The organism is Xanthomonas sp. BRIP62418 (assembly GCF_003993495.1).
Classification (GTDB): domain Bacteria; phylum Pseudomonadota; class Gammaproteobacteria; order Xanthomonadales; family Xanthomonadaceae; genus Xanthomonas; species Xanthomonas euroxanthea.
In genome coordinates this window covers 180404-193024 of the sequence record NZ_QEZG01000048.1, presented here as the reverse complement: position 1 = coordinate 193024, position 12621 = coordinate 180404, and the positions used below count along the sequence as shown (strand labels likewise).

The 12621-nt window shown below is 64.9% G+C and carries 12 protein-coding genes; 10 read left to right on the top strand and 2 right to left on the bottom strand.

Annotated features, from left to right (window positions below):
• Positions 1-595 precede the first annotated feature (595 nt).
• On the bottom strand, positions 596-3796 hold the full coding sequence (gene putA, locus EO174_RS18315) for a bifunctional proline dehydrogenase/L-glutamate gamma-semialdehyde dehydrogenase PutA (RefSeq protein WP_126946511.1): 3201 nt from the start codon (positions 3794-3796) through the stop codon (positions 596-598).
• Between the two features lie 289 nt (positions 3797-4085).
• Here putA and EO174_RS18310 point away from each other — a divergent pair, with 289 nt between their 5' ends.
• The 6 genes from EO174_RS18310 to EO174_RS18285 are packed head-to-tail and all read left to right on the top strand — an operon-like array spanning position 4086 to position 8826.
• Entirely contained in the window at positions 4086-4562 is a 477-nt protein-coding gene (locus tag EO174_RS18310) for a DUF2244 domain-containing protein (RefSeq protein WP_104584139.1), read from the top strand.
• A gap of 16 nt (positions 4563-4578) precedes the next feature.
• The gene (coxB, locus tag EO174_RS18305) at positions 4579-5523 is read left to right on the top strand and encodes a cytochrome c oxidase subunit II (protein WP_126946508.1); all 945 of its coding nucleotides are present in this window, start codon (positions 4579-4581) and stop codon (positions 5521-5523) included.
• A gap of 39 nt (positions 5524-5562) precedes the next feature.
• Entirely contained in the window at positions 5563-7167 is a 1605-nt protein-coding gene (gene ctaD, locus EO174_RS18300; RefSeq protein ID WP_065032999.1) for a cytochrome c oxidase subunit I, read from the top strand.
• Positions 7148-7318 (top strand): hypothetical protein, encoded by a 171-nt coding sequence (locus tag EO174_RS18295; protein ID WP_104584137.1) that lies wholly within the window; start codon positions 7148-7150, stop codon positions 7316-7318. The genes ctaD and EO174_RS18295 overlap by 20 nt, the downstream gene beginning before the upstream one ends.
• On the top strand, positions 7315-7911 hold the full coding sequence (locus tag EO174_RS18290) for a cytochrome c oxidase assembly protein (protein ID WP_119128042.1): 597 nt from the start codon (positions 7315-7317) through the stop codon (positions 7909-7911). Before EO174_RS18295 ends, EO174_RS18290 begins: the two co-directional genes overlap by 4 nt.
• Positions 7912-7950: 39 nt before the next feature.
• Positions 7951-8826, top strand: a complete 876-nt coding sequence (locus EO174_RS18285) for a cytochrome c oxidase subunit 3 (protein WP_104535425.1) — start codon at positions 7951-7953, stop codon at positions 8824-8826.
• A gap of 98 nt (positions 8827-8924) precedes the next feature.
• On the opposite strand, the gene EO174_RS18280 is transcribed toward EO174_RS18285, so the two are convergent.
• Entirely contained in the window at positions 8925-9143 is a 219-nt protein-coding gene (locus tag EO174_RS18280; protein WP_006449736.1) for a twin transmembrane helix small protein, read from the bottom strand.
• A 60-nt stretch (positions 9144-9203) separates the two neighbouring features.
• Between EO174_RS18280 and EO174_RS18275 the strand changes: the two genes are divergently transcribed.
• From EO174_RS18275 to cyoE, 4 genes are read left to right on the top strand one after another with little or no spacing between them, the layout of a single operon-like run.
• Positions 9204-9929 (top strand): SURF1 family protein, encoded by a 726-nt coding sequence (locus EO174_RS18275; protein ID WP_126946505.1) that lies wholly within the window; start codon positions 9204-9206, stop codon positions 9927-9929.
• Between the two features lie 27 nt (positions 9930-9956).
• Positions 9957-10532 carry a hypothetical protein gene (locus EO174_RS18270; protein ID WP_115677775.1) on the top strand — a complete coding sequence of 192 codons (576 nt, stop codon included), beginning with the start codon at positions 9957-9959 and terminating at the stop codon, positions 10530-10532.
• A 10-nt stretch (positions 10533-10542) separates the two neighbouring features.
• The gene (locus tag EO174_RS18265) at positions 10543-11706 is read left to right on the top strand and encodes a COX15/CtaA family protein (RefSeq protein WP_126946502.1); all 1164 of its coding nucleotides are present in this window, start codon (positions 10543-10545) and stop codon (positions 11704-11706) included.
• A gap of 2 nt (positions 11707-11708) precedes the next feature.
• Positions 11709-12605, top strand: coding sequence for a heme o synthase (gene cyoE / locus EO174_RS18260; protein ID WP_104584131.1), 897 nt, complete (start codon positions 11709-11711; stop codon positions 12603-12605).
• The last annotated feature ends 16 nt before the right edge of the window (positions 12606-12621 follow it).

Sequence of the window (12621 nt, the reverse complement as noted above, 5' to 3'; positions counted from 1 at the left end):
GCTAGCAAGGCCGAAAGGTCTGAATGTCACCGCAGAACCCGGACCGGCAAGGCGCACTCTAAGCATGGCCCCAGTACCAAGACGCGCGCTTGACGCTGAGGGCCCACTCACTGGTACTGCAGCGGCACCCACCTTGCCCTGATGATCGAAGAGACATCCGATCGATTGGCATATGGTCAAAGAACCGACCAGTCAGTGCGTCGCCAGTGAAAGCACCTGAAAAGTACCTGTGATGGTGGTGGTTTCCCGCTTATAGGATCGGCACGAGGAGCACTGTTCGCCGACCAGTGCCGGCAAATGGGGCCTGGTTGCACTCTAGAGGCGCCAGACTCCTGGGACCATCAGGAGCCCTGGGGACTATCAGGGGCGCTGGGACTATCAGGGCCATGCAATTGATCAAGATCGAGGTGACTCGGCGACTGGCCTATTCTTGGCCGCCATGCTGCTCACCGAGATTGCATCCGATACGCATGTGCTTGGCCACATCATTTATCGCCGTCGCATGAGGCATTGGCAGGGCACAAGCCAACAAAAACCCCGCGTGAGCGGGGTTTTGTTGGTCCAATCGACTGCACTATGACGTCTGGATCGAGGATCAGTCGCCCAAGGTCAGCAGGGAGGCATTGCCGCCGGCGGCGGTCGTGTTGACGGTGACGACTTTTTCGGTGGCGAAGCGCAGCAGGTAATGTGGACCCCCGGCTTTCGGGCCGGTACCTGACAGGCCCTGGCCGCCGAAGGGTTGTACGCCGACGACCGCGCCGATCTGGTTACGGTTGACGTAGACATTGCCCACCGCAACGCGTGCGGTGATGCGATCGATGGTCTCGTCGATGCGCGAATGCACGCCCAGGGTCAGGCCATAGCCAGTGGCGTTGATCTGGTCGATGACGGCGTCGAGCTGGTCGGCCTTCCAACGAATGACGTGCAGCACAGGTCCGAAAACCTCGCGCTGCAGCTGCGCCAGCGAAGTCAGCTCGTACGCACGTGGGGCGAAAAAACTCCCGTTAGCGGCGGCCGGATCCAGGGTGGTGGAGCCGATCAGGCGGGCTTCGCGATCCATGCGCGCTGCATGATCATCGAGGATCTTGAGTGCATCTGCATCGATGACGGGACCAACGTCGGTGGACAGGAGCGCAGGATCGCCGATCTTCAATTCCCCCATGGCGCCGGCCAGCATGGTCATGACCTTGTCGGCGATGTCGTCCTGCACGAACAGCACGCGGGCCGCCGAGCAGCGTTGGCCGGCGGACATGAAGGCGCTGGAGATCGCGTCCTTGACGACGGCTTCCGGCAACGAGGACGAGTCGGCGATGAAGGCGTTCTGGCCACCGGTTTCGGCAATCAGCACACCGATTGCGGCATCGCGCGCAGCCAGGGTGCGGTTGATGACGCGTGCGGTCTCGGTGGAGCCGGTGAAGGCAACGCCCGCCACGCGCGGGTCATTGGTCAGCGCCGCGCCGACGGTGGCACCGTCGCCCGGCAGGAACTGCACGACCGCCTCGGGGATGCCCGCTTCGTGCAGTAGCTTCACTGCGGCGTAGCCGATCAGGTTGGTCTGCTCTGCGGGCTTGGCGATGACGCTGTTGCCGGCGGCCAGTGCGGCGGCGACCTGGCCCAGGAAGATGGCGAGCGGGAAGTTCCAGGGACTGATGCAGACGAATACGCCGCGGCCATGCAGCTGCAGTTCGTTGGATTCACCGGTCGGTCCGGGCAGGCGTTCGGGCGCACCGAACTGGGCGCGTGCCTGGCCGGCGTAGTAACGCAAGAAGTCGACCGCCTCGCGCACCTCGGCCACGGCGTCGGGCAGGGTCTTGCCGGCCTCCTTGACGCAGATGGCCATGAACTCGGGCATGCGCGCTTCGAGCAGGTCGGCCGCATGCTCCAGGATGGTGGCGCGGCTGGCGGCAGGTGTGCGGTTCCAGGCTGGCTGCGCGGCAGCCGCGGTCGCCAACGCCGTCTGTACGGTGGCCGGATCGGCTGGCTGCCACTGGCCGACCGTGTCGCGGCGGTCTGCCGGGTTGAGCACGGCCTGGCTGGACGTGCTGATCACCGCGCCGGGCACCAGCGGGCGGGCCTTCCACGGCTTGATGGCGGCATTGAGTTGCTCGGCCAGCTGCCGCAGATCGTTGTCGTTGGCGAGATTGGCGCCCATGGAATTTTTCCTGTGTTGGTTCTGGCTGCGCAGCAGATCGGTCGGCAGCGGAATCTTGGGATGCGGAATGGAGCCGAACGAGGACACTGCTTCGACCGGATCACGGATCAGCTCTTCGATGGCGACGTCCTCGTCGGTGATGCGATTGACGAAGCTGGAATTGGCGCCGTTTTCGAGCAGGCGTCGCACCAGGTACGGCAGCAGATCCTCGTGCGAGCCGACCGGTGCGTACACGCGGCAGGGCAGCCCCAGGCGATCGGCCGGAATCACTTCGGCATACAGGTCATCGCCCATGCCGTGCAGTTTCTGGTGTTCGTACACCTTGCCGCCGGAGATCGCGCGGACCGCCGCGATGGTCTGCGCGTTGTGCGTGGCGAACATCGGGTACAGCGCATCGCTGTGCGCGAACATGCGACGTGCGCAGGCCAGGTACGACACGTCGGTATTCTGCTTGCGGGTAAATACCGGATAGCCGGGGTGACCTTCGATCTGTGCGCGCTTGATCTCCGCGTCCCAGTACGCGCCCTTGACCAGACGCACCGGAATCCGACGGCCAACGCGGCGTGCCAGGTCGGCCAGGAAATCGATCGTGTACGGCGTGCGCTTCTGGTAGGCCTGCACCGCCAGGCCATAGCCTTCCCATCCATCCAGCGACGGGTCGGAGAACGTGGCCTCGATGATGTCCAGCGACAGTTCCAGGCGGTCGGCTTCTTCGGCATCGACGGTGTAGCCGATGCCGTAGGACTTGGCCAGTTGCGCCAGCTCGAGCACGCCCGGGACCAGCTCGGCCATCACGCGCGCACGCTTGGCATGTTCGTAGCGCGGATACAGTGCGGACAATTTGATCGAGATGCTGGGCGCTGCGAATACATCGGTGCCGACGAAACTGCCGCTGCGGCCGATCGCGTGGATGGCATCGCGGTATGCCTGCAAATAGCGCTGCGCATCCTTCATGGTCAATGCGCCTTCGCCGAGCATGTCGAACGAATAGCGGTAATCGGCGTTGTCGCCCTTGCGCGAGCGCGAGAGGGCTTCACCGATGGTGCGGCCCATGACGAACTGGTGGCCCATGATCTTCATCGCCTGGCGCACGGCCAGGCGAATCACTGGCTCGCCGACGCGGCCGATCAGACGCTTGAATGCGCCGGGCACGTCGGCACGGGTGAGGTCGTTGAGCTGCACCAGCTTGCCGGTGAGCATCAGGCCCCAGGTCGATGCGTTGACCAGCACCGAGTCGCTGCCGCCGACGTGCTTCTTCCAGTCGGCATCGCCGAGCTTGTCGCGGATCAGCTTGTCTGCGGTGTCCTGGTCGGGAATGCGCAACAGTGCCTCGGCCACGCACATCAGCAGCACGCCTTCTTCGCTGCCCAGGTCGTACTGGCGCATGAAGGCTTCGATCGCGCCCTGGTCCTGTGCACGTGCGCGGACGCGGGTGACCAGGTCGGCGGCAAGCGCCTGCACCTTGGCCTGTTCGGCGGCGGGCAGACGCGCCTGGTCGAGCAGTTCGCGTACGTGCTCGGTTTCGTCCTTGAGCCATGCGGCCGTGATCGCCGCACGCAATGCGCCGGGTGCGGCAGGCAGCTCGGGCGCCAGCAGCGGGCGCGCAACTGAGGGAGAGGCAAGCGTGTCGAGCTGAGCGTTCATGCGTAGGGCGCCTGGGAATTCGTGCTCATTCTAGAGAGCTGCGGGCTCCGCACACTTGTGTGGAAGCGGCAGCTTTTCCGCCGTTTTGTGCACGTGGCCAGCGCAGGCCCAAGCGGGCTCGATCGTTGCCGGCCACGGGCACGGGGATCGCTGTTGGCATCGGGAAGTGGTTGATTTACGCGTGTTTTTAGCTGCACTGCAGCAATTCGATGATTGCCGGAAACGCTTGCCGCCTGCGTTCGCGCGGGTCTACCATCGGGCTGTTCCCGCAGCGCGCTGCGTGTTGCCAATGATCGAAGTACTGCCGTTGATGTCCGAAGGGGTCGGGACGCAGTTGCGGTTGCGGCCTCCGCGGGCATTGTCGGCCAGGCAGTTCGTGCAGTTGTTCGCAGTATTGGCGGGAACGATGTGGGTATTTGCGGGCCTGGGGTGGTGGACCGGCAATGCATTCGCGCCGGTGTTCGCCCTGTTGCACAGTGGTGTGGTGGCGCTGGCGCTACGGCAGTTGTGGCGAAGTGGCGAGCGCGAAGAAGCGATCCGGGTGGGAGACACCGTCGTCGAGGTGTTTGCGTCCGGGCATGCGCCACCAGCGTTTCAGGCACATCCGCATTGGGTGCGGTTATGCATGGAACGCGACGACAGGGTGGTGCTGGTCAGCAGCGGCAAGCAGATCGAGATCGGAAGTTTTCTCGGGCCGGCCGAACGTGTGGAACTGGCAACTACGCTGAAACGCTTGCTCGCGGCCGCCAATGGCCGTCACCGATGACGTAAGGGTCTAGGCAATGACGCAACGCAGCAGCTGGAAGGCGACGTATTCGAAGATGGCTTTGGCGATGGCGGCGCTGCTGGGCGCACCGGCTGCCTGGGCGCAATCGGCCGACCCGAAGGAATGGCAGCTCAACATGGGCCGCGGGGTCACCCAGACCGCGCGCATGGCCTACGAGGCGCACATGGTGGCGCTGTGGGTCTGCGTGGTGATCGGCGCGCTGGTGTTCGGTGCCATGGGCTATGCGATCTTCAAGTTCCGCAAGTCCAAGGGCGCGGTGGCCGCGCAGTTCAGTCACAACACCACGGCCGAGGTGTTGTGGACGGTGATTCCGGTGCTGGTGCTGATTGCGATGGCCTGGCCGGCAACGGCCAAGCTGATTGCGATGTACGACACCCGCGAGTCGGAAATGACCGTCAAGGTCACCGGCTACCAGTGGATGTGGAAATACGAGTATCTGGGCCAGGGCGTGGAATTCACCAGCCGGCTGGCGCGCGAGTCCGACCGCATCCGCCAGAGTGGTGAGCGTCCGACCGCTGCCTCGCAACCGCATTACCTGCTGGATGTGGACAACCGCCTGGTGCTGCCGGTCGGGACCAAGATCCGTTTCGTGATCACCGCCGACGACGTAATCCATGCGTGGTGGGTGCCGGCCCTGGGCTGGAAGCAGGACGCCATCCCCGGCATCGTCAACGAGGCATGGACAAACATCGAGCAGCCGGGCGTGTATCGGGGCCAGTGCGCCGAGTTGTGCGGCAAGGATCATGGCTTCATGCCGATCGTGGTGGAAGCGCTGCCCAAGGCCGAATTCCAGCGCTGGCTCGCAGCGCGTCGCAGTGCCAATGCGCCGCCTGCTGCACCGGCGGGCGCCCCCGCACCGGCGCCCGCGTCCACCCCTGCAGCAACGCCTGCCGGCGAGGCTGCGCCTGCTCCGGCCGCCGCGCCGACTGCCGCTCTTTAATCGCCCGCAACCGCATCGCTTCGTAGAGGTCGTTCCGTCATGGCGCATACCGCAGTCGATCACCACGGACACCACCAGCCCGGTTTCGTCGAGCGCTGGTTCTTCTCGACCAATCACAAGGACATCGGCACGCTGTACCTGCTGTTTTCCTTCGTGATGTTCATCATCGGCGCGGCGATGAGCGTGGTGATCCGCGCCGAACTAATGCAGCCCGGGCTGCAGTTCGTCAAACCCGAATTCTTCAACCAGATGACCACCGTGCATGCACTGGTGATGATCTTCGGCGGGGTGATGCCGGCCTTCGTCGGCCTGGCCAACTGGATGATTCCACTGCAGATCGGCGCGCCGGACATGGCGTTGCCGCGCATGAACAACTGGTCGTTCTGGCTGCTGCCGGTGGCCTTCACCCTGCTGCTGTTGACGTTGTTCCTGCCCGGCGGTGCGCCGGCCGGCGGCTGGACGCTGTATCCGCCGCTGTCGCTGCAGGGCGGCTACAACGTCGCCTTCAGCGTGTTTGCAATTCATGTGGCAGGCGTCAGCTCGATCATGGGCGCGATCAACATCATCGCCACCGTGCTCAACATGCGCGCGCCCGGCATCGATCTGTTGAAGATGCCGATCTTCTGCTGGGCCTGGCTGATCACTGCCTTCCTGCTGATTGCGGTGATGCCGGTGCTGGCCGGTGCAGTGACCATGCTGCTGACCGACAAGTTCTTCGGCACCAGCTTCTTCAATGCGGCCGGCGGCGGCGACCCGGTGATGTACCAGCACATCTTCTGGTTCTTCGGGCACCCGGAGGTCTACATCATGATCCTGCCGGCGTTCGGCGTGGTCAGCGAGATCATCCCGACCTTCAGCCGCAAGCCGCTGTTCGGGTATCAGGCGATGGTGTATGCGATCGCGGCGATCGCGTTCCTGAGCTTCATCGTGTGGGCGCATCACATGTTCACCGTGGGCATGCCGCTCGGTGGCGAAATCTACTTCATGTTCGCCACGATGCTGATCTCCATCCCGACCGGGGTGAAGGTGTTCAACTGGGTCAGCACGATGTGGAAGGGCTCGCTGACGTTCGAATCGCCGATGCTGTGGGCGGTGGCGTTCGTGATCCTTTTCAGCATCGGTGGATTCTCGGGCCTGATGCTGGCGATCGTGCCGGCGGATTTCCAGTACCACGACACGTATTTTGTGGTCGCGCATTTCCATTATGTGCTGGTCACCGGAGCGGTGTTCGCGTTGATTGCGGCGGTCTACTACTGGTGGCCGAAATGGACTGGGCGGATGTACAACGAAACCTGGGCCAAGTTTCATTTCTGGTGGACGATGGTGTTCGTCAACCTGCTGTTCTTCCCGCAGCACTTCCTCGGCCTGGCCGGCATGCCGCGGCGGATTCCCGACTACAACGTGGTGTTCGCCGACTGGAACCTGATCAGCTCGATCGGCGCGTTCGGCATGTTCGCCACGCCGTTCCTGATGGCCGGCATCCTGCTCGCCTCGTTACGCAGTGGCGCCAAGGCCGACGCACGGGCCTGGGAAGGTGCCAGGGGACTGGAGTGGACGGTGCCATCGCCGGCACCGGCGCATACCTTCACCGTGCCACCGGTGATCAAGCCTGGAGATCTTGCGCATGAAGACATCGGTCACTGAGTCGGCGCCGGCAGCGGTGGCGCGCCTGCTCTCGGCTGCCGAACGGCAGGCGCAACAGCGTCGCGCGGTGCGCCGCACGGCGATCACCGTCGGCATCATCGCGTTGCTGATCTACGCGGGTTTCATCGCGTCGGGAGTCATCGGGCGGTGAACGCGCGGGCGCCCGCACCTGCACCGACGGCCGGCTTGTTCAAGCTGCTGGGCGTGGTGCTGGGCGTGTTCGTGCTGACCTTTTCGCTGGTGCCGCTGTATCGCATCGCGTGCGAAAAAGTCTTCGGCATCCGCATGGAGCGCGCACCGGGCAGCACGCGTGCCAATGGCGCTGCGATTGCAGGGCCTGGCAGACGCACGGTGCGGGTGGAGTTCGATGCCGGGGTCAATTCCAAGCTGCCGTGGACCTTCCATCCCGAGCAGATGACGATGGATGTGGTGCCGGGCGAACTCAACGAGGCGCTGTATTTTGCGCGCAACGACAGCGCGCGTGCGGTGGTCGGCAGTGCGGTGCCATCGGTCGCACCGGCGCGCGCGTCCGGATACTTCAACAAGACCGAATGTTTCTGTTTTACCGCGCAGACCTTGCAGGCCGGCGAAACGCGCGACATGCCGCTGCGTTTCATCGTCGACCCTGCGCTGCCGCCGGAAGTCACCACGATCACCCTGTCCTATACGTTTTATCGCAACGACACCCTGACCTCGGAGCTGCAGGGCGGTGGCGCATCCAGCGCGCCGCGCGCCGCGCCGTAATCCCTCATCCACACGCAGCACCGACACGGAAGCAACGCCATGGCCGACCACAGTCCCAATGCCGATGCGTATTTCGTCCCGAGCCAGAGCAAGTGGCCTTTTGTCGGGTCGATTGCGATGTTCGTGATGATGATCGGCGTGGCCAGCTGGCTCAACGATGCGGCATGGGGACGCTGGACGTTCTTCGTCGGCATGGCGATGCTGCTGGCGACCTTGTTCATGTGGTTTGGCGATGTCATCCGCGAATCCAATGCCGGTCACTACAACCGCCAGGTGGACGGCTCGTTCCGCATGGGGATGGTGTGGTTCATCTTTTCCGAGGTGATGTTCTTCGGCGCCTTCTTCGGTGCGCTGTTCTACACGCGCGTGCTGACGCTGCCCTGGCTGGGCGGCGAAGGCGATGGCGTCATGACCAACGAACTGTTGTGGAACGGTTATTCCGCTGCGTGGCCGACCAATGGCCCCGGCACGATCGGTGGGCAATTCCAGACCATTCCGGCCTGGGGCCTGCCGCTGATCAATACGCTGATCCTGCTCAGTTCCGGCGTGACTTTGACCATCGCGCACCACGCACTCAAGGGCGGTCGTCGCGGCGCGCTATTGCTGTGGCTGGGGCTGACCGTGCTGCTGGGCTGCGTGTTCCTGTTCCTGCAGGCCGAGGAATACATCCACGCCTACACCGAGCTCAATCTGACGCTGGGATCTGGCATCTACGGCTCGACCTTCTTCATGCTCACCGGCTTCCACGGCATGCACGTGCTGCTGGGCACGATCATGCTGGCGGTGATGTGGCTGCGTGTCGCGCGCGGGCACTTCACCCGCGACAACCACTTCGCCTTCGAAGCGGCCGCGTGGTACTGGCACTTCGTCGACGTGGTGTGGCTGGCGCTATTCCTGTTCGTGTATGTACTTTGAGGGCTGGGATTGGGGATTCGGCATTGGGGATTGGTAACAGCAAACGCGGATCGCTCTTGCCAATCCCCAATGCCGACTCCCCAATCCCGTCGGCCGCGTCAGCGGCCGAGCCCATGCGGCTTGATCCAGCCGGTATAGATGCCCAGGATCACCACGGCGATCAGTGCGACTGAGAGGCCGATGCGCCAGGTCAGTGCGTTGACGGTACGCTTGGTTTCGCCACGGTCGGTGAGCAGGTAGTACAGGCCTGCGCCCAGGTTCCACAGGATCACGATCAGGAAGGCGACAATCAGCAACGTCTTGAGCGAATCGTTCACAACAGCCCCGGTGGTCGTCGGCGTGGTAGCGGCATTGCACGCCTTTTTGCGTCGCTTGTCATGATGCGCAAGCACACGGCGGTGCTGGGATGGTGCCTGGCCGTGCTGGTCAGCGCGGGTTTTGTGGCGCTTGGACAGTGGCAGCTGCAGCGCATGCACGACAAACAGGCGTTGCTGGAACGCGCGGCGCAGGTGCGGCAGACGCCGTTGACCCTGGTGCAGGCCCTGGCCACGCCGCATGCGCTGGCCTGGGTGAGCGGGCAGGTGCGGTTTCTGCCGCAGCAGGTGCTGCTGGACAACCAGCTGCATGCCGGGCGCGCCGGCGTGCGGATCTATCAGCTTGCCGCCCCGCAGGGCAGCCCCGTCACGCTGCTGGTCGATCTGGGCTGGCTGCCGTTGCCGGCCAATCGGCAATTGCCGAGGATCACGCCGCTGCAAGGGACCCATACGCTGCAGGGGTTGCTGGGTGCGCCGCCCTCGGCGGGGCTTGCGATGGGGCCGGCGTTGTCGGCTGCCGATGCGCCGCAGACCTGGCTGGCCACGCGTCTGGATCCCAGCGCCCTGCGCAGCGCGCTTGGCAGGCGCGACATTTCGTCGCAGGTCCTGCGCCTGGATCCGGCCCTGCCGGTTGGTTACGCACGCGACCTGGAGATGCTGCCGAATACGCTTCCGCCCGCGCGGCACTTGGGTTATGCGGTGCAATGGTTCGGCCTGGCCGCAGCCGTGCTGGTCACCGTGACGCTGCTGACGTGGCGTGCGCGTCGCAGCCGTCGACGCGGGCACTGACGCCTGCGGCATGAGAAAATCGCCGGCATGACCTCCTCCACATCGGCCACGCCGCATTCGGTCAAACGCGGCCGCAGGATGCTGATTGCCCTGGCGGTGCTGTTCTTCGGCTCGATGTTGCTGGCCGGCGTGCTGCGCTTCTCCGGATGGCAGCCGGCATCGATGCGCAATCACGGCGAGTTGCTCCAGCCGCCTGCCGACCTGCGCGGCTTGGTGCCGGTGCGCGCGGACGGGCAGCCGTATGCCTGGACGCCTGCCGAACGCGTGTGGCGGATTGCGCTCGCACCGCCGGCCCGTTGCACGCAGCAATGCGTGACGCTGGCGGCCGAACTGGACAAGGTGTGGCAACTGCTCGGGCATCGCGCCGACAAGGTGGAGGTGTTGTGGATCGGCACCCCGCCGGCCGGCTTGCCGCCGATGCCGGCCCTGCGTGTGCTGCGCGACGACGCGCGGCTGCGGCAGGGCCTGCCGCGTGCCGACGATGCCGCCGGCGTGCCGGTGTATGTGATCGACCCCAACGGCTTCGTGATCCTGCGCTATGCCCCGGGGTTCGACCCGGCCGGCCTGCGTGCCGATCTGGTCAAGCTGCTGAAACTGATGTGAGCCCGTTTCGATGAATCTGTTTGCGCCACCGGCATTGTTTCGCCACTTCCATCGCATGGCCTGGCTGGCTGCGCTGTTCACTGCGAGCACGATCCTGTTTGGGTCGTTCGTGCGGCTGTCCGATGCCGGCATGAGCTGCCCGGACTGGCCGACCTGCTATGGCCGCGTCACCTGGCCACAGACCAGCGACGAAGCCAACGCGCATGTGGCCAGCAAGATCCGGCCGCTGGAATCGCACAAGGCCTGGCGCGAGCAGGTGCACCGCTTCCTGGCCGGGGCGCTCGGGGTAGAGGTGCTGGTGCTGTCGTTGCTGGCGGTGCGCCGCCGCCGCACGGGCATCGCCCAGGTGGTCGCTGCCGCGGTGCTGGTGGCGTTGTCCATTCCGCTGTACATGTCCGGCTGGCACACGCTGGCGTTCGGCGTGGCGATCGCGGGCGAGGCCATCCTGCTGCTGGCGGCGCTGCGCTGGAGCAATATCGATCTGGCGCGTGCGGCGGTGCTGACCCTGGCGGTGGTGATCTTCCAGGCGCTGCTGGGCATGTGGACGGTGACGTTGCTGCTCAAGCCCATCGTGGTGATGGGCCATCTGCTCGGCGGCATGCTGATGTTCTCGCTGCTGGTATGGATGGCCTGGCGCGCGACCCACTTGCCGATCACGCTGGCCGATGCCTCGCGGCTCACGTGGCTGTTGCGCGGTGGCGTGGCGGTGCTGGGCCTGCAGATCGCGCTTGGCGGCTGGGTCAGTGCCAATTACGCGGCGCTGGCCTGTGGCGGTGGCAGCTGGTCGGCCGACAATTTCCCGCGTTGCGTCAGCCAGTGGTGGCCGCCGCACGACTTCCGCGAAGGTTTCACGCTGTGGCGCGGGATCGGAGTGGATTACGAAGGCGGTGTGCTCGACGGTGCTGCGCGTATCGCCATCCAGATGGCACACCGGTTGTGGGCCATTGCGACGGCGCTGTATCTGTGGTGGCTGGCCTGGCGTCTGTCGCGCTCGCCGGGCATGCGCGTGTGGGCCGGTGCGCTGGCGGTGCTGGTGGCGGTGCAGGTGACGCTGGGCATGCTCAACGTCAAGTTGGCCCTGCCGCTGGAAGTGTCGGTGCTGCATAACGGCGGCGCAGTTGCGCTCCTGTTCGTGCTGGTCTCGCTGCTGGCGCGGCTGCGCGCGCCGGAGTGAGCATGGCCGTCAGCGCACGCGACTACTGGGATCTGACCAAACCCAAGGTGGTGGCACTGATCGTGTTCACCGCCTTGGTGGGCATGTTCCTGGCCATCCCGGATGTCCCGACGTGGCTGCAGGTGCGCACCGGTGCATTGGGCTTTCTGGGCATCTGGCTGGCCGCATCGGCTGCGGCGGCGATCAACCAGTTGCTGGATGCCAAGATCGACGCGCAGATGGCACGCACCTCATGGCGGCCGCTGGTGGTGGGCAAGGTGCGGCCGTGGCAGGTGCTGCTGTTTGCCAGCGTGCTGATCGTGATCTCCATGACCATCCTGGTGGTCTGGGTGAACGTGATCACCGCGGTGCTGACGTTTGCGTCGCTGATCGGTTACGCGGTGATCTACACCGTGTACCTGAAGCGGGCGACCTCGCAGAACATCGTGATCGGTGGCCTGGCAGGCGCCACGCCGCCGATGCTGGGCTGGGCCGCAGTGACCGGCTTGCCGACCAGCGCCGACTGGATCAATGCCTCGCTGCTGGTGCTGATCATCTTCATCTGGACGCCGCCGCATTTCTGGGCGCTGGCGATCTTCCGGCGTGCCGATTACGCCAAGGCGGCGATCCCGATGCTGCCGGTCACCCACGGTGTGCCGCATACGCGCAAGCAGATCCTGGTGTACACGGTGCTGCTAGCGATCGTGACCCTGCTGCCGGTGGCGGTGGGCATGAGCGGGCTGTTCTACCTGGGCGGCGCGGTGGTGCTCAACGTGGTGTTCCTCTGGTACGCCTGGCGCATGCTCGACCCGCCGGACGAGCTGTTCTCGATGAAGATGTTCGGCTACTCCATCGTGTATCTGATGGCGCTGTTCGCGTTCCTGATGGTGGATCACCTGCTGTTGCCGTGGGTGCGCTAGCGGCAGCGCAGTGAAG